This is a genomic window from Lactobacillus intestinalis (assembly GCF_024397795.1).
Taxonomy (GTDB): domain Bacteria; phylum Bacillota; class Bacilli; order Lactobacillales; family Lactobacillaceae; genus Lactobacillus; species Lactobacillus intestinalis.
Map to the genome: position 1 here is coordinate 1,018,606 of NZ_CP072983.1, position 16,990 is coordinate 1,035,595.

17 protein-coding genes are annotated in these 16,990 nt (G+C 35.5%); 2 read left to right on the plus strand and 15 right to left on the minus strand.

The window, feature by feature from the left end:
• Positions 1 to 1,002: a diaminopimelate epimerase gene (gene dapF / locus KBW87_RS04615; protein ID WP_057809737.1), complete on the plus strand. Its 1,002-nt coding sequence runs from the start codon at positions 1 to 3 to the stop codon at positions 1,000 to 1,002.
• 29 nt (positions 1,003 to 1,031) lie between these two features.
• Here dapF and yihA read toward each other — a convergent pair whose 3' ends face one another.
• From yihA to rpsO, 7 genes are all read right to left on the minus strand, one after another.
• Complete coding sequence (yihA, locus tag KBW87_RS04620; RefSeq protein WP_057809735.1) at positions 1,032 to 1,622, minus strand: ribosome biogenesis GTP-binding protein YihA/YsxC; 591 nt, start codon at positions 1,620 to 1,622, stop codon at positions 1,032 to 1,034.
• Positions 1,612 to 2,880: an ATP-dependent Clp protease ATP-binding subunit ClpX gene (gene clpX / locus KBW87_RS04625; RefSeq protein ID WP_057809733.1), complete on the minus strand. Its 1,269-nt coding sequence runs from the start codon at positions 2,878 to 2,880 to the stop codon at positions 1,612 to 1,614. The genes yihA and clpX overlap by 11 nt, the downstream gene beginning before the upstream one ends.
• 129 nt (positions 2,881 to 3,009) lie before the next feature.
• Positions 3,010 to 4,335, minus strand: a complete 1,326-nt coding sequence (tig, locus tag KBW87_RS04630) for a trigger factor (protein WP_057809731.1) — start codon at positions 4,333 to 4,335, stop codon at positions 3,010 to 3,012.
• Between the two features lie 145 nt (positions 4,336 to 4,480).
• Positions 4,481 to 5,671, minus strand: coding sequence for an elongation factor Tu (gene tuf / locus KBW87_RS04635; protein WP_004042801.1), 1,191 nt, complete (start codon positions 5,669 to 5,671; stop codon positions 4,481 to 4,483).
• A gap of 186 nt (positions 5,672 to 5,857) precedes the next feature.
• Positions 5,858 to 6,691, minus strand: a complete 834-nt coding sequence (locus KBW87_RS04640) for a hypothetical protein (RefSeq protein WP_057809729.1) — start codon at positions 6,689 to 6,691, stop codon at positions 5,858 to 5,860.
• Entirely contained in the window at positions 6,660 to 8,453 is a 1,794-nt protein-coding gene (locus tag KBW87_RS04645) for a ribonuclease J (protein ID WP_154881503.1), read from the minus strand. Before KBW87_RS04645 ends, KBW87_RS04640 begins: the two co-directional genes overlap by 32 nt.
• A gap of 158 nt (positions 8,454 to 8,611) precedes the next feature.
• Complete coding sequence (gene rpsO, locus KBW87_RS04650; protein WP_004042806.1) at positions 8,612 to 8,881, minus strand: 30S ribosomal protein S15; 270 nt, start codon at positions 8,879 to 8,881, stop codon at positions 8,612 to 8,614.
• 204 nt (positions 8,882 to 9,085) lie between these two features.
• On the opposite strand from rpsO, the gene rpsT reads away from it, so the two are divergent.
• The gene (gene rpsT, locus KBW87_RS04655; protein WP_004042807.1) at positions 9,086 to 9,337 is read left to right on the plus strand and encodes a 30S ribosomal protein S20; all 252 of its coding nucleotides are present in this window, start codon (positions 9,086 to 9,088) and stop codon (positions 9,335 to 9,337) included.
• A 50-nt stretch (positions 9,338 to 9,387) separates the two neighbouring features.
• On the opposite strand, the gene holA is transcribed toward rpsT, so the two are convergent.
• From holA to KBW87_RS04695, 8 genes are read right to left on the minus strand one after another with little or no spacing between them, the layout of a single operon-like run.
• Positions 9,388 to 10,374, minus strand: coding sequence for a DNA polymerase III subunit delta (gene holA, locus KBW87_RS04660; RefSeq protein WP_057809725.1), 987 nt, complete (start codon positions 10,372 to 10,374; stop codon positions 9,388 to 9,390).
• Positions 10,371 to 12,653: a DNA internalization-related competence protein ComEC/Rec2 gene (locus KBW87_RS04665; RefSeq protein WP_057809723.1), complete on the minus strand. Its 2,283-nt coding sequence runs from the start codon at positions 12,651 to 12,653 to the stop codon at positions 10,371 to 10,373. Before KBW87_RS04665 ends, holA begins: the two co-directional genes overlap by 4 nt.
• Positions 12,622 to 13,308: a ComEA family DNA-binding protein gene (locus KBW87_RS04670; protein ID WP_057809721.1), complete on the minus strand. Its 687-nt coding sequence runs from the start codon at positions 13,306 to 13,308 to the stop codon at positions 12,622 to 12,624. Before KBW87_RS04670 ends, KBW87_RS04665 begins: the two co-directional genes overlap by 32 nt.
• Positions 13,309 to 13,367: 59 nt before the next feature.
• On the minus strand, positions 13,368 to 14,399 hold the full coding sequence (locus KBW87_RS04675; RefSeq protein ID WP_057809719.1) for a SepM family pheromone-processing serine protease: 1,032 nt from the start codon (positions 14,397 to 14,399) through the stop codon (positions 13,368 to 13,370).
• Entirely contained in the window at positions 14,389 to 14,883 is a 495-nt protein-coding gene (gene coaD, locus KBW87_RS04680) for a pantetheine-phosphate adenylyltransferase (RefSeq protein WP_057809717.1), read from the minus strand. Before coaD ends, KBW87_RS04675 begins: the two co-directional genes overlap by 11 nt.
• The gene (rsmD, locus tag KBW87_RS04685) at positions 14,883 to 15,434 is read right to left on the minus strand and encodes a 16S rRNA (guanine(966)-N(2))-methyltransferase RsmD (protein WP_057809715.1); all 552 of its coding nucleotides are present in this window, start codon (positions 15,432 to 15,434) and stop codon (positions 14,883 to 14,885) included. The genes coaD and rsmD overlap by 1 nt, the downstream gene beginning before the upstream one ends.
• Positions 15,431 to 15,772: a DUF2129 domain-containing protein gene (locus tag KBW87_RS04690; RefSeq protein WP_057809713.1), complete on the minus strand. Its 342-nt coding sequence runs from the start codon at positions 15,770 to 15,772 to the stop codon at positions 15,431 to 15,433. The genes rsmD and KBW87_RS04690 overlap by 4 nt, the downstream gene beginning before the upstream one ends.
• Positions 15,769 to 16,953, minus strand: coding sequence for an FtsW/RodA/SpoVE family cell cycle protein (locus KBW87_RS04695; RefSeq protein ID WP_057809710.1), 1,185 nt, complete (start codon positions 16,951 to 16,953; stop codon positions 15,769 to 15,771). Before KBW87_RS04695 ends, KBW87_RS04690 begins: the two co-directional genes overlap by 4 nt.
• Between the last annotated feature and the right edge of the window lie 37 nt (positions 16,954 to 16,990).

Below are 16,990 nucleotides of genomic sequence, written 5' to 3' on the forward strand. Positions count from 1 at the left end.
ATGTCAACTTTATATAAAGTGCACGGCTCTCAAAACCATTTTTTTATTCTAGATCAAACAGAACTTTCCACTCCTCTTACAGATACAGAATTAGTTGAATTCACTAAAAAAATCACTAATCCCTCATCAGGAATTTTAAATGGAGCCGATGGTGTTTTAGCAATTAATTCTCCTACCCGGCCACAAGCTTTAGCGCAAATGCGAGTTATCAATACCGATGGTAGTGAGGCCTCAATGTGTGGGAATGGACTAAGAACTGTCGCTCGCTATTTATCCAAAAAATATAATCAAGACAACTTTTTAGTAGACACCATGAATGCTAATTTACGTGTTCGTAAGCCTGATAATTTAGCTAAAGGAGTAAAAGCCTTCGCAGTCGAGATTTCTCCGGTATCTTTTAATAAAAGCTCTCTTCCCTTCCAAAATTTAGGTTACAATCGCATCATTGACCAATATTTACCAGAAATTTATCCCGGTCTACGTTTTACTTCAATTGCCGTTCCCAATCCCCATTTGATTAGTTTTATGGATCAAAATCAAATTGAAAGTAATATTTTAAAAGAAGTTGGAAAATATTTAAACGGTGATAATCCTTACTTCCCAGATGGAGTCAATGTCAACTTTGCCCAAATCCTCGGTAAAAACAAGCTCTTTGTACGTACCTATGAGCGCGGAGTAGGTTTTACAAATGCCTGCGGAACTGGAATGTCGGCCACATCTTTGGCATTTTGTTTGACTCATCCGGAGAAAGGATTCTTTAATCAATCAATTGACGTTTACAATCCGGGTGGAAAAGTTCAAACAATTGTCCATCACGAAAATCATACTTATTGGATCGAATTAATTGGGAATGCTACCTTTACAGATCAAATTGAAATTAGTGAAACTGACTTACATAATTGTGATTTTTCAAGCATAAATATAACTTCTACTGAAGAAGAAAGTGACTATCAAAACTTCATTCAAAACTTGCCCCATTTTAATAATCTCAGCGCAAACTAAAAAAGAGAGGAATGTGATTCCTCTCTTTTTTAATCTTCTAAATGCTTCTCAATCCAATCTCCAAGTTCTTTAACGTGCAATTTTGACACAGAACTAAATGTAAGGACAGAAACATTCTCATAACTCAAGTCCAGATGCTTTTTTAAATTTGATAGCACCTTATTTACTTGGCTCTTTTTAATTTTATCCATTTTGGTGCACACTACCAAAATTGGCAAGTTCAAATATTGCGCATAATCATACATGGCAATATCATCTTTTGTAGGCTCATGACGAGCATCGACTAAAATAATCAGCCCTTTTAAGTTAGGACGCGTTTCTAGATAATCTTGGATCATTTCACCAAAAGCTTCTCGTTGTTTTTGAGAAACTTTTGCATAACCATATCCGGGTACATCTACTAAATAAAATTCCTCATTAACAATATAAAAATTTAGCGTTTGCGTTTTCCCGGGCTGAGAAGACGTTCTAGCAAGATTTTTTCTCTTTAGGAGTGTATTTATCAAGCTGGATTTTCCAACGTTTGAGCGACCTGCTAAAGCAATCTCAGGCAAATTATCTTTTGGATACTGATCTTCTCTTACGGCACTAACTGCATAATCACTATTTTTAATTATCATTTGCGGTTACCTTAGTTGTTTGCTTATCTGAATCTTTACGCGTAATTCTGGGTTGTGCATGACGCGTAATAACATCCTTGGTAATTTCAACCTTTTCAATATCATCTTCACTAGGAGTCCTGTACATTACGTCCATCATTGAATTTTCAATGATAGTTCTTAATCCACGTGCACCCATATTACGCTCAATAGCTAAATCAGCGATAGCCTTTAAAGCACCATCAGTAAATCTAAGATTTACCCCATCAAGAGATAGTAACTTTTGATATTGTTTAATCAAAGCATTCTTTGGTTCAGTAAGTACTCTTACTAAATCCTTGCTATTAAGCTTATCCAAAGTAGTAATAACTGGAATTCTCCCGATAAATTCAGGGATCATACCAAATTTTACCAAATCACCGGTAGTTAAATGATGAGTCCAGTCATCTTCATCCATCTGATTCAATTGATTTTCAGCGCCAAATCCAATTGTCTTCTTACCTAAACGGTTTTTAACAATTTGTTCGATTCCGTCAAAAGCCCCACCCACAATAAAGAGAATGTTTGAAGTATCCATCTTTATCATTTCTTGTTGAGGATGCTTACGTCCCCCTTGTGGTGGAACAGACGCAATGGTACCTTCCAAAATCTTCAATAAGGATTGTTGAACGCCTTCCCCTGATACATCTCGGGTAATTGAAACATTTTCTGACTTCTTAGAAATCTTATCAATTTCATCAATGTAAATGATACCGCGTTGAGCGCGTTCAATATCATAATCAGCGTTTTGTAAGAGCTTAAGCAAAATATTTTCTACGTCTTCTCCAACATAACCTGCTTCAGTTAAAGTAGTTGCATCAGCAATTGCAAAAGGAACATTCAAAATACGGGCTAAAGTTTGAGCCAAATAAGTTTTACCAGAACCCGTAGGTCCGATCATTGCAATATTTGACTTTTGAAGCTCAGTAGAAGAGTCAACATCCATTTGACTAATCCGCTTATAGTGATTATATACGGCTACTGAGAGTACTCGTTTAGCGCGATCTTGACCAATTACATATTGATCAAGCTGTTCCTTAATTTCCATTGGTTTTGGTAAGTCACGAGCTTTTTTAAGAGAATCGACACGCAATTCATCATCAATAATTTTTTTAGATAAATCAACACATTCATTACAGATATATACACCATTACCTGCAATCATTTTCTTGACTTGATCTTGAGTTTTACCACAAAAAGAGCATTTAATCTCTTCTTGATCTGTAAACTGTGTTGCCATATTATTCCCCCTCTAATATCTACCATTTTAAGATTATCATAAAAACGGTAATAATAAAGAAATCTGCTCAATTATAGCAAAAAAGACAGCCAAATAACAGCTGCCTCTTTTATTAGAATAGTTTATGGATTACTTATCAGACTTGTCGTCTTTGTCATCCTTAAGCTTTGACTTAGCAACTTGCTTAGCACCATCAGTAATAAGATCCATTGCCTTACGTACTGTGATATCGTGGCTCAACATGTCATCGCTCAAAGTTGCACGAACAGTCTTTTCGTCCATGTTGTATTCACTAGCAAGATCCTTAATTTCTTTATCCATTTCTTCTTTAGTTGCTTCAAGACCTTCTGCAGCAACAATTGCTTCAAGAACTAAGTTAGTCTTTACACGTTCTGCTGCATCTTTAGCAAATTGTGCGCGTAATTGTTGTTCGTTGGTATTAGTCAACTTGTAGTAAGTTTGTGGATCGATACCTTGACGTTGCATATTACCCAAGTATTGGTTTAATTGAGTATTAACATCGTCTTGGATCATTGCATCAGGAATTTCATCAATCTTAGCGTTGTCTACAGCGCCTTCGATTGCAGCTTGTTGGATAGCATCCTTAGCAGCTTCTTCCTTTTGTTCCTTCAAGTCTTTCTTGATCTTGTCTTTTAATTCATCAAGAGTTTCAACTGAATCATCAACGTCCTTAGCAAATTCATCGTCTAATTCTGGAAGTTGCTTTGATTTAACTTCATGAATCTTAGTTGCAAAATGAGCTTCCTTACCAGCTAAATCTTTTGCACCGTAATCTTCAGGGAAAGTTACTACAACGTCAACATCATCGCCTGCTTCGTGACCAATAAGTTGATCTTCAAAACCAGGAATGAAAGTACCTGAACCTAATTCAAGTGAGTAGTTATCTGCGGAACCACCATCAAATGGCTTGCCATCAATAGTACCCTTGTAATCAATAGTTACAGTGTCGCCCTTTTCAGCCTTACCCTTCTTAAGAACAAGTTCAGCATTTTGTTCACGACGCTTGTCAAGTTCAGCATCAATATCCTTAGCGTAAACACGAGTGTTTTGCTTTGGAACTTCGATACCCTTGTAGTCACCTAATTCAACTTCTGGTTCAACTGAAACAGTAGCCTTCATAGTCCAGTCTTTACCTTTATCCATTGAAACTGGTTCAATTCTAGGTTGACCAACAGCCTTAATGCCAGCTTCCTTAACAGCTGCTGCATATACAGTAGGCAATACCATGTTTAAAGCATCTTCATATAATGCTTCTTCACCGTAGTATTGATCAAAAATAACACGAGATACGTGGCCTTTTCTAAAACCAGGAACACGTAAATTCTTCTTTACTCTCTTAAAGGCTTGATCTAAGCCAGTTTTGATTTCATCTTGTGAAATATCAAAAGTAAGTTCACCGGTAGTCTTTCCGGTCTTTTCCCATTTAACAGACATTAATTAAATACCTCCAATGTCATTTTGAGTTTGCTTCTTGCATACTAAGTTATCTTACCTTAAACCTTAACAAAAAACAAATATAGAAGCAAAAAAATGCACTTTCCATGAAGAAAGTGCATCTTTTTAACTATATCGTTAGAAATTAGTCAAGGATTTCAGTAACCTGACCGGCACCAACGGTACGACCACCTTCACGGATGGTGAACTTAGTACCCTTTTCGATGGCAGCTGGCTTGATCAAAGTAACAGTAAATTCTGTGTTATCACCAGGCATAACCATTTCAGTACCTTCTGGCAATTCAATTTCACCAGTAATATCAGTGGTGTGGAAGTAGAATTGTGGACGGTAGTCTGAGAAGAATGGGGTGTGACGGCCGCCTTCTTCCTTCTTCAATACATAAACTTGGCCCTTAAACTTACGGTGAGTTTGGATTGAACCAGGTGCAGCCAATACTTGACCACGAACAACTTCATCACGGTCAACACCACGAAGCAATACACCAACGTTGTCTCCGGCTTCACCCAAGTCTAAAGTCTTGTGGAACATTTCCAAACCAGTAACAACTGACTTCTTAACGTCTTCTACCAAACCAACGATTTCAACTTCATCACCGACCTTAACAGTACCACGGTCGATACGACCAGAAGCAACAGTACCACGACCAGTGATAGTGAATACGTCTTCAACTGGCATTAAGAATGGCTTGTCAGTTTGACGTTCTGGAGTTGGGATGTATTCGTCAACGATATCCATAAGCTTCAAGATTTGTTCTTGAGCTTCCTTGTCGCCTTGTAAAGCCTTCAAAGCTGAACCACGAACAACAGGAATATCGTCACCTGGGTAATCGTATTCAGTTAACAAGTCACGAACTTCCATTTCAACTAAGTCGATAAGTTCTGGGTCGTCAACTAAATCACACTTGTTTAAGAATACAACGATGTAGTTAACACCAACTTGACGAGCAAGCAAAATGTGTTCACGAGTTTGTGGCATAGGACCATCAGTTGCAGCTACAACTAAGATAGCACCGTCCATTTGAGCAGCACCAGTAATCATGTTCTTGATGTAGTCAGCGTGACCTGGAGCGTCCATGTGAGCGTAGTGACGATTTTCAGTTTCGTATTCTACGTGGGCGGTATTAATAGTAATACCACGTTCCTTTTCTTCTGGGGCAGCATCGATTTGTGAGTAATCTTCAGCTTGTGCTAATCCCTTTTCAGCCAAAACAGTAGTAATAGCCGCAGTTAAAGTAGTCTTACCGTGGTCAACGTGACCGATAGTACCAATGTTTACGTGTGGCTTTGTTCTAACGTAATGTTCTTTTTCTGCCATTAAAATGACCCTCCTGTAAATTTGCAAGAAGTCCGTTGAGATAAGTTAACGGATAATTCTCTGTTGAATATTGTACTACTTTCATCGGCAAATGCCTAGTATTTTAATGCTTAGTGCCTTGCCTAATGAAAATATCCTTTGCTAATTATACTAAATACTTTGAAAAAGTAAACCTTTTTTGCACAATTATTTAAATAAATTTGCATAAACTTTTTCTAACAATTGCTGGTGAGAGCCCCCATTATTAGTTTGAAGATACAACGCTAAATCTTTTGCAAAACTATCAGGTTCATCAACATATTTATCAAGCCGAGGATATAAATTACCCAATACCAAGTTAGCTTCACCAATCATCATTCCTAACTGAGCTGGACTATGGTAAAACCTATCTCCTAAGCTAGAAATTACTTCTTTAAAGAGTGGATCTTTTTCTAGAAGGTTTGCTTTAGCAGGAATAAATTCCTCTTCTTGACCAAGAATTAATACTTTCATAGGATCTTTAATCCCTAAACGAACCAAATCAGCACACAGTGCAATTCTTAACGCAAAATTTTGACTTGGATCCAACAATATACTTTGGGCAAAATTCTTAAAATTATTCAAATCAAGTTTCAATAATTTCAAATATTCTATTTGGCTTAAAGAAGTACTATTTCTTATCTCTTGCATGATCTTAAATTGCCTAGAAGTTTCAACTGGAATAATTTCTATCTCTAACTTTTTATTGAGCAAATTTTCAACCTCTTTTGCTTCAATAAAGAAATTATTTGCTTGTAATATTTTTAAATATTCATCAAATACATGACTATTAGAAAAAAGATCAGGCTCTTCTTTTATTAAAAAATATGCCTGATCTTCCTGCTTATTTAGCAAATAAAGTTCACACAATTTTAAAACCACTTCAGTTGAATGACCATCATTTAAGGCTTCTTCTAAATTTTGAATTGCGGAATCTATATTTCCTTGATCTTGATCTTTTTTCGCAAGTTTAATTAGATTTTTTTGACTTAGAGTTGTCAATTTTACTCTTAGCCTCTTTCTTCTCACTATTCTTAGCGCGTTTATTTACACTATCTTTTTTATTATTTTTCTTTTGTAAAGCACGATGGCGGTTTTGGTTTACCTCCATCACTACAGGTAAAACTACAGGTCTACGATTGGTTTTCTTATACAAAAATTTTTCCAAATCATTACGGATATCTTGCTTAAGTTCAGTCCAATCAAACTTCTTATGCTCAAAATTGTTATCAATTGCATTTTTTATCACATCAACTGATTCTCGCATAAGCTGATGGTTAGCTTTAATATAAACAAAGCCGCGGCTAGTGACTTGTGGTTGGGCTACAATCTTTTTCTTCTTTCGATCAATTGTAACCACTGCAATAAAGATACCATCATCTGAGAGAACTTCTCTATCTCTTAAGACAATATTGCCTACATCTCCCACTCCAGAACCATCAATCATAGTGTCTTCACCTGGAACAGGATCACTTAAGTAAAAGCGCTTCTTAGTATAATCGTACTTTAAACAATCACCATTTTTAGTAATATATACATCATCTTTATTCATACCAGCTTTAAGTGCCAAGTTTTTATGAATCTCAAGTAATCTGTATTCACCAATAACTGGAATTAAAAACTTAGGCTTCAAGGTATCAATTAGAATTTGCAAATCTCGTCCAGTAGCATGGCCGCTAGTGTGCTTGTTTCTTCCAAGCTCAATTACTGTACCACCAGCACGATAAATCATATCACTGGTTTGAGCCACCATGGTTTCAACAGCATGAGATGGAGTAGTTGCAATAAATACAAGATCACCTTTATGGATGTTGATCATGCTATGGCGCTTTTTAGCCATTTTTTGGAGAGAATTCAGTGGTTCACCCATGCGGCCAGTTTCCAAAATAACAGTCTTATCGTCAGGAGTCGTCTTCAAATCTTTTACGCGCATTAAAAGACCCTTAGGCACCTTCAAATAGCCTAATTTCATGGCCGTACGAACAATTTTAGCAACATCACGCCCAGTAAGCAGAACTCGCTTTCCAGTCGCATGAGCTGCATTCAAAACTTCTTGTACACGATTTAAATTAGATGCCTTAGCAGCAACAATAATTCTTCCTTTAGCATTTCTAAATACATCAGTCACGTATTGACCAATATCTTGTTCGGACGCACTTGGGAAAGATGCCTCTGCATTTGAAGAATCACTAAGAAGCGCAAGTACACCCTTTTGTTCGATTTCAGCCAAACGATCCATATCAGTACGATAATCAGGAGCAGCTGTAGGATCAAACTTAAAGTCACCAGTATATACTACTTCCCCTTCTGGAGTATGAATGTCAATCCCAAGAGAGCCCGGAATTGAGTGAGTAGTATGGAAGAAGGAAACACTGGCATTCTTAAAATCGATTTCAGTATCAGCATCAATTACATGGAATAAACTATTATCGCAATGTTTATTCTCTCTTTTAACTTCAATTTTAGCCAATTCAATTGTTAATTCTGAACCAAATACTGGAATATCATATTGGCGTAAAATATACGGCAAAGCACCAATAGAGTCTGCATGCCCATGGGTAAGAAAAATCCCGGCCACGCGATCACCATATTCTTTAAAGAAGTCAAGATCTGGAATCACAACATCAATTCCAAACAAAGAACTATCTGGATACTTTAAACCTGCATCCATGACAAAAATTTCATCGTTTACTTGAACGGCAAACATATCTTTTCCTTGTTCGCGTACACCGCTCAAGATCATAATTTTAATTTGATCAGTCATTATTAATTCCTATCCTTAATTTTAATTTTTTATTTTGTGGGTTTAAAAACCAAACGTAAATAGAATCTTAATTAATTTTAGCATAAAGACAGTAATTATGACAAAACGAAAAAAGCCAGCTCCAAATTGAGCTGACTTTTCTTAGCAAAATGAATGAATTAACGACGTAAACCTAACTTCTTGATTAATTCACGGTAACGGTTAATGTCATTTTCTTGTAAGTAACGAAGCAAGTTACGACGGTGACCAATCTTCTTAAGCAAACCAACGTATGAGTGGTGGTCATGCTTGTGTGACTTCATGTGGTCAGTCAAGTTGTTAATATCAGCAGTTAAAACAGCAACTTGAACTTCAACTGAACCAGTATCGCCTTCGTGAGTTGCGTATTCCTTAATGATTTCGTCTTTCTTAGCTTTTGAAATTGCCATAATTATTTCTTCACCTTTCAATAAACAATTGCCATTAACAACGTCTGCCGTCAGGTGTGAGCGAACAAACAGCGTTAATGGTTCACAACAATAAATATACTACATGCTATTTTTTTAAAAAGCAAGCACAAATTACCTTGCATGAAATAATATTCTTAAGTATAATCAATTAAGTAAAATTACCAGTTAATGGAGGTGAATTTCATGCCACAAATCAAATCAGCTATCAAACGTGTTAAGACTCAAGACGCTACTAGAAAGCACAAGGCTGCACAAATGAACGAACTCAGAACTGCTGTTAAGAAGTTCAAAGCCGCTGTTGCAGCTGGTGAAAAAGACGCCTCCAAGTTGCGTTTAGAAGCAGAAAGTGCTTTGGATAAGGCCGTTTCAAGAGGATTAATCCACAAGAACAAGGCTAGTCGTGATAAGAGTCGTTTGGCTAAGTTAGCTAAGTAATTACTCTTAGAAAATCAAAAAGCTCGAGATATTTATATCTCGGGCTTTTTTTACGCATTCAGAATATACATTTTTAAGAATTCATCAGATTGATAAGTCCCATTTTTATATTTAAAATCTAATTCTATTGCTTTTTCAAGCATCTGCTCTAATTTTTCAATAGGAATTCTTTTTTTCAAAGCTAACTTCACACGATAAGGATGAATTCCCAATTCTTTAACAATTTGGGTCTCACTTCGACTTCGCTCAGCCAAAACTTTAACTACTAATAGAACCTCTATCTGACTTTCAAACACTGCCAACAGTTGAATAGGATTAACTCCTTCTCGCAATTGATTTTCGAGTCGAGTAAGAGCTTGTTGATAATTTCTATTAAAAGCTGCTTCTAAAATTTCAAATACATTTTGAGCCAAAGAAAGTTCGATATTTTCAGCCACCATTTTTTCGGTAATTTTTTGATTTTGGGCTACAATTTTAAGTTTACTGTAATTACTTAAAATTGTATCCATTACTTGATCGCTACGTTCTACGAGTAATTGCAAAGCAGACTGGGTAATTATATATCCTTCTGCTTTGATTATTGACTTAGCAACTGCACTAACTTCGTAGGATTTAATTTTCGGATTGATCACATTAAAATTATTCATCACGGTTTTTGTGATCTTTTTGCGTTTATCAAGTTTCTCATAAGATGCAACCATTACAATAACATCATCAAGTTCATTAATATGAGAAAAAATCTCCTGCAATTGATCTAGCTGCTTCTTAAATTTCTTAGCTACTTTAGAAGTTAAAAAGAACGGATTCTTTACAATAACTATTTTTTGTGCACTAAATAAGCTTGATTCGGTTAAATTAGCTATTAATTCATCCAACCCATCGTTTTCACAGTCAACTGTAATTCGATCTAAGTCCTTAAATTTATCTTCTCTAGTATAAGACCGAGCTATATAATCATTTAAAAAATCATCTTCTCCCCAAATCAAGGTTTGGGGAACATCGGCTGCAGTATTGTTAAATAATGAGAGTAGAGTCACTGTTTATCGCCCTTTAATAAAAATTTTTCAAAATGGTTTTGTGTCCATTTACCGTAATACCAGCTAATCATACCACAGTCTTGAGTAGATACCCATGGAATTTGTAATTTATTAAGAGTGGCTAAAGTTTCAGGATGAGGATGACCAAAACGATTTTTTCTTCCTGCAGAAATAAATACCATTTGGGGATGTAATTTTTCTAAAAATTCGGGATTTGATGATGTTTTACTGCCATGATGGCCCAATTTAAAATAATCAACCGCAAAGTTAAAGCGATTCATCAATTCTTTTTCTCCTTCTTGTCCTAAATCTCCAGTAAACAACCAACTTTTACCGCCTAATTTAAACATAAGGGACAGAGAATCCTCGTTTTTTCCTTCTCCTGGCTTAAAGGGATAGACGACATTGAAAGTTAATTGTGGCTCTTTAACCTGCATCCCTGCCAACAGCTCTACCAACTTAGTATGCTCAATTTTTCCATCAATCCTTTTGCAAAATGATGGATTTGTTAACAGTCCCTGGGCCATATATAATTTATCCACTTGAATTTCTGACATCAAAGGTCCTAAATCACCTACATGGTCAGCATCTTGATGAGAAACAAAAAGACCATCAATCTTATTAATTCCTTGAGCTTTTAAAAAAGGAATGGTTATCTTATTCACCTGCGGGGGAAGCTTCTTTCCAGAAAAGTTCAACTTTCCACCAGTATCAATCATATAAACTTTTCGTGGAAATGGGGTAGTAATTAAAATACTATCCCCTTGTCCCACATCGATAAACGTTACTTGACCTTTTAGTGGAAAATGGATTAAACAGAAGAAAATCGCATAACTGGCACTTAAAATTCCAATTAACTTCCAACTTACTTTTGATTTTAATTCGCTTACAGAAACTAAAACAGTTGCACTAAGCAACAGAAGCAGTAAGCATTCCCACCAGTTGATTTTGCCAAACGTAATCATTCCTAACTGAAACTGCGAAAGATGATTAATTATACCCTCTCCAAATTTTAAGACAGTTTCCAGACTCTGGGGAATTTGCGGAAAGATTTCAAATAAAGCAATACTCGTAAAAGTTATAGGCATCACTATCCAATTAAAATATGGCACAATTAGAAGATTAAAAATCACCGTTAAAACGTTTACCTGATAAAAGTAAAACAATAATAGTGGTGTCAAGAAAAGATTAAGTGCGATCGATTGTTTAAATGGAGATAATCGATTTGTTAACTGTAAGCCTAATACCAGAATATAGCTCAATTGAGCCCCCACTCCTAAAAATAATTTAGGAACGAGTATCAGATGCACTAAACAGGTTAAGCCTAAAAGGTCCGCTCCAGCAATACGCCATTTTTTAAAACTAAATACCTTACCTAAAATATAAGTTAAACTAGCTCGAATAAAACCTGCTTGACCAGCACTTAAAAAAATTTCAATCATTAAAATCGCAATACAACAAATAAAAGTTTCCTCTTCAGTAAATCTAAACCAAAAACAAAGAGTACTAATTATCAAAACATAAATTCCAACATGCAGTCCTGAGATACTCAACAAATGAATTACGCCTAAATTTCGATAATTATTCAAAATTTCTTGATTATCTTCAGAATTATTTTCAGCCAAAACCAATTCACTAGCAAAAAAGCTAATTAATTGAGGAAATTGTTTAAAATATTCCTGCAAATCAAATCTAATTTTGTGCAATTTTGCCATCAAATTATTAGGCGCAAATACAATCTCACAATGTTTAAATTTAATACGTTGACTAATATTTTGAGATCGATAATAACTTCGATAATCAAATTCTCCTAAATTAGTCGCAGGTTCTATTTTAGAGATTTCGCCAGACATTTTAGTAATCCATAAAGATCTCCCTGTTTTAATTAAAGCCTCTTGTTCCTTATTAATCGAGCCTGCTATTAATATTTTTCCTTTTGGCGTGCTTACTTGGGCTGACATCCATCCATCTTTTAAATTAACTTGATCTGGATAAACTTGTACAGTTAATTCATCGGTTAATTCTAAAGAGCTACTTTGTTTATTATGCAAAAATCCTACGCTTGCACTACAAATCAGCATAAGTGTTAGCCATTTTAAGTTCGAATATTTGACTAAAACAATTAATAGCAAATACACCCCAATTGCAACCGACGTTAATCTTTGTCCAAGATGTGATTGATAAATAAAAAAAGATAGATCTACTAATATTAATGCGTTAATTAGTAAATATCCAGGCTGACAAATTTTAGAGAGCCAATTGGTCTTTGAGTGCTGCAAAGGTCTTTTCTCCAATTCCTGAAACCTGCATTAAATCTTCAATTTTCTTAAACTGGCCATTTTGTTCTCGATAAGCAATAATTTGCTCTGCCTTCTTCTGGCCAATCCCATTTAACTTTTGCAAATCTGCAGCACTTGCTGTATTCAAATTAACTTTTTCTCCATTATTTTGACCAGATTCACTGCTTGTGCTTTCATTGGTAGTCGTAGTTCCTGCTCCAGTTGATGAAGAATTAGATGCATTTTCTACTTTCTCTCCTTTGTAAGGAATATGAATCTTGTCCTGATCTTTTAACATTACTGCTCTATTTACAGCCTTTAGCTGAGCGTTTTGCTTTGCTCCACCAGCTGCTTCAATTAGCTCTTGAATCCGTGCTCCATTTTTCAAAGTATAAACTCCTTGGTGTTTCACAGCTCCTGAAATATCACAAGTTACTGTTTTAGATTGAGATACAGACTGAGCAGATGATGATTGATTGGATGTAGAAAAACTACTACTTGAGCTTTGCTCTGTTTTTTCTGGCAATAAACTCGCATTCTCATTTTGCTTAGTATCTTCTTTTTTAAAGAAAAATATTAGTCCTAATACAACCACGCCAATAATAAAATATTGTTTCTTCTCCAAGATAAATTCTTTAACTTTTTCAAAATCCATTATTTTCACCTCATTATTTAAGTACGCAAAAAGCCCAGAATTTCTTCTGGACTTTTTTATTAATAATGAGTTTTTAGATATTTAAGTGCATCATCAAAATTATTAACTGGCACAATTTTCATCTTTGTATGAATTTGTTTAGCTGTACGCTTAGCTACCTCATAATTAGTTTGGGATTTTTTAACACCGGTTGAATCCGTAGGAGCAAAGAACACTTCTGCGCCTGCTTCATCAGCAGCTACGACTTTTTTATCTACGCCACCGATAATTCCTACTTTTCCGTTTGGAGAAATAGTTCCTGTTCCCGCTATTTTATGATTCTTAGAAAGATTTTGGTGAGTAAACACTTCATAACTGGTTAGAGTAAACATCAAACCCGCTGATGGTCCGCCAATATCGCCTGCATCAATACTCAAACGTGGTTTAGTTTCAACACTAACATGTTCTACTAATTGAATCCCGATTCCCGGCTTATTAGTCCCAGCCACCTTAACAATTTTACCGGTAAAGTTTTTCTTTTCTTTATTTCGTAAAACAGTAATTGTTACCTTAGATCCGATTTTTTGCTTTTTTAAATAATTCATCATTTCTTCGGTAGAACGAAAATGCTGGCTATTGGCTGCAAGTACGGTATCTCCAATTTGAAGCTTGTTTTTAAAACTAGAGTTGTTTTGGACTTTCATCACATATACACCGCGATATTCCAGCTTAGGCTTCAAACTAGCTTTCTTAGCTGCATAATAAATTGCTGTTTGTTGACTTGTTTCCATATACCAATTTTGCAATTCTTCATATTGGCTACTTGTTTGATCTCCAAGAAGTTCTGAGGCTGGAACTCGCGTTGAAAACTTTTGAGTATAGCTCCATAAATATTGCAAAATGCTTGCAGGGCGGCTTGTTACACTCACCGTGACCAAATAAAAATTATTAGGCTTCTTACCCTTGGCACTAATAAATTGTCCTACAGGAACTGCTTCGCCCGGGCTTTCAATAAAATAATTAGTTGGCCAAAATGCAATAAAAGCCACAACAATTACAGCTAAAATTCCAATTAGCCAATTTCTAAGACGCGATTTTCTTTTACTTTTCATCTTTTTGTCTCATTTTCTTTATTAGAGCCTGGGCAGCTTTTGCAGGTAAAAACTGACTTATATCGCCACCAAATTTGGCTACTTCCTTTATCATACTTGAGGCAATAAAACTGTCCTTGGCATCTGTAAACAATAATACAGTATGAACATCAGAAGCAATTTCTTCATTAATTCCTGCAATTTGCTGTTCATACCGAAAATCGTCACTGTTCCTCACTCCGCGGACAATTGCACTTGCTCCTAACTCATGAGCTACCTCTACAGTCAACTGTTCTGGTTTCAAAAGCACTTCAATGTTCTCAACATCCTTTAGTGCATCCCTTGCAAAGTCAGCTCTCTCCTCATCTGTAAATAGATAATTCTTGGAAGTGTTGGTCATCACCACCACATATACCTTATCAAAAATCTGAGCCGCTTTTTTAACTACATCAATATGTCCTCTGGTGATTGGATCATAACTTCCTGGAAAAAGTGCAGTTACCATCAGTTTTCCTTTCGATAAATTCTAACAATTGTCTTCCCTAAATGATGTTCTTTGATCAATTCAAAATCAGAAATTTCACCTAATTCAGTATCATCATCGGTTTCAGCTACTACAATTGCATTTTCATTAAGTAAATCAAGTTGCCACATCTTCTGCATGTCCTTAGCAATCCTTTGCTTAGCATATGGTGGATCTAAAAATATCAGATCAAATTTCTTACCTTTTTCTGCCAAAAATTTCAAAGCAGCATTACTGGACATCTTATAAACAGAAAAGCGTGATTCTTCTTTCGTGAGGGCAACATTTTTTCGAATAATATCGCAGGCTGCATAATTTATATCAACTAAGGTTGCATCACTATAACCTCTAGAAACAGCCTCAATCCCTAAAGCCCCACTACCTGCGTACAAATCTAATACTGCGCCACCTTCAAAAAATTGTCCCAATGAATTAAAAAGGGACTCTTTAACTTTATCGCTTGTCGGTCTTGTTTTATTACTCTTTAAAGTAAATAAATTCCGTTTAGCGTATTTACCAGAAATAATTCTCATTTTATAGCCTCATCATTTTCTTTCTTCTCTAGCAGTTTTGCCTCTGCTATTTGTGCCAGATCATTAATTTGGCTTTCAATATGTTCACTAGTTAAATCAATATTTTCATCTTGAGAATATTTAACTTCCGTTACAAAATCTAAACTTCCGATCTCACGCACTTTTGCTTTTGCTTCTTTTTTATCTAAATATAGTACGCAGTACTTCATTTTTTTAGAAAAATAAACAATATCTCCGTACCGACGCAGTTTATACTGGTCACTCGCCGAACTCAAATAGATAATTAAGCCTACTCGCTTAACTAGAGTAGTACCTTCTATATCTTTATTGATACTCATGCCACACTTTCCTCCATGTGTTTCTTAATTTTTTCATTTGCAGAAATATTTAATACCAATGCTACACAGGAAGTTAATACAATCATTGAAGATCCACCATAGGAAATAAAGGGCAACGTAACCCCCGTAATTGGCAATAATCCTAGGACAGCTCCTACATTAAAAATAGTTTCTGTAAACAGAATTGTCGTAACTCCGAAACATACTAAAGCATTGAATTGAGAAGTAGCATAAAGTCCTACTTCCATAATGCTCCACATAAGATAAAATAGTAGCCCTAAAATAGCAATTGCACCTAAAGTACCAATTTCTTCAGCTGCAATAGACAAAATAAAATCAGTATAGGGTTCAGGTAAATAACCCCGTTTTTGCATACTATTTCCCAGACCAACTCCAACTAATCCACCATTATGAATAGCATAATAGGAATTAACAAGTTGGGCTCCTCCTTTTTTCTCTAATTCAAAAGGATGAAGAAAAGACATTAAACGTTGGAACTGATAACTTTCTTGTAAAAATTTAGGATTCCAGATAATAATTAGGACCACTACTGCAGCTACAATCACTATAATTCCTAACAGCCATCGCAATGCAATACTAGTAGGTACTCCTGATACGGAAAACATCACCAACACAATCATGAATAAGATTGCAGTACCACCAAAATCCGGTTCAACAATAACTAAACACATCATAACTGCTGATAATATCGCTGGATGGGAAAGATTTTGAACAATTTGTCCTTTTACTAGTTTTCCGTCTCGTCTATCCAAAACATAGGCTAGATAAATAACCAATGCAAATTTAGCAACTTCAAGTGGCTGTAAATTGATAAAACCTAAGTTTATCCAACCAACTGCACCATTAACTGCAGCGCTGGATCCTTTAAAAATCTTCATTACAACCAAAAATGCCAATAAAGCACAACTGATCATAAAGAACCACACCACAAATTTTCTGCTTTTAAATACATCAATCTTTAGAGCAAAAATTGGGACGCCAAATCCAAAAAACGCCACTAGAGCATAAATCGCTTGACGTATCCCATAAGTCGCCGGCTTGAAGCCATTTACTAATAAAATATCTGAGCTAGATGAATATACCATAATGATCCCAAAAACCACTAGTAGCAGGTATGGTATCAAAATATGATAATTCAAGTAATGAATTTTTTGACGCACTCGAGCCGTCCCCTTTTTGTGTAAAATAATATCTTTT

Bases quoted from the DNA above. Each gene is read 5' to 3' on its own strand.
- tuf (WP_004042801.1), bottom strand. From the start codon at position 5,671: ATGGCAGAAAAAGAACATTACGTTAGAACAAAGCCACACGTAAACATT.
- KBW87_RS04645 (WP_154881503.1), bottom strand. From the start codon at position 8,453: ATGACTGATCAAATTAAAATTATGATCTTGAGCGGTGTACGCGAACAA.
- KBW87_RS04675 (WP_057809719.1), bottom strand. From the start codon at position 14,399: ATGAAAAGTAAAAGAAAATCGCGTCTTAGAAATTGGCTAATTGGAATT.
- rpsT (WP_004042807.1), top strand. From the start codon at position 9,086: ATGCCACAAATCAAATCAGCTATCAAACGTGTTAAGACTCAAGACGCT.
- yihA (WP_057809735.1), bottom strand. From the start codon at position 1,622: ATGATAATTAAAAATAGTGATTATGCAGTTAGTGCCGTAAGAGAAGAT.
- tig (WP_057809731.1), bottom strand. From the start codon at position 4,335: ATGTCTGTTAAATGGGAAAAGACCGGAAAGACTACCGGTGAACTTACT.
- KBW87_RS04670 (WP_057809721.1), bottom strand. From the start codon at position 13,308: ATGGATTTTGAAAAAGTTAAAGAATTTATCTTGGAGAAGAAACAATAT.
- clpX (WP_057809733.1), bottom strand. From the start codon at position 2,880: ATGGCAACACAGTTTACAGATCAAGAAGAGATTAAATGCTCTTTTTGT.
- coaD (WP_057809717.1), bottom strand. From the start codon at position 14,883: ATGGTAACTGCACTTTTTCCAGGAAGTTATGATCCAATCACCAGAGGA.
- rsmD (WP_057809715.1), bottom strand. From the start codon at position 15,434: ATGAGAATTATTTCTGGTAAATACGCTAAACGGAATTTATTTACTTTA.
- KBW87_RS04690 (WP_057809713.1), bottom strand. From the start codon at position 15,772: ATGAGTATCAATAAAGATATAGAAGGTACTACTCTAGTTAAGCGAGTA.
- rpsO (WP_004042806.1), bottom strand. From the start codon at position 8,881: ATGGCAATTTCAAAAGCTAAGAAAGACGAAATCATTAAGGAATACGCA.
- dapF (WP_057809737.1), top strand. From the start codon at position 1: ATGTCAACTTTATATAAAGTGCACGGCTCTCAAAACCATTTTTTTATT.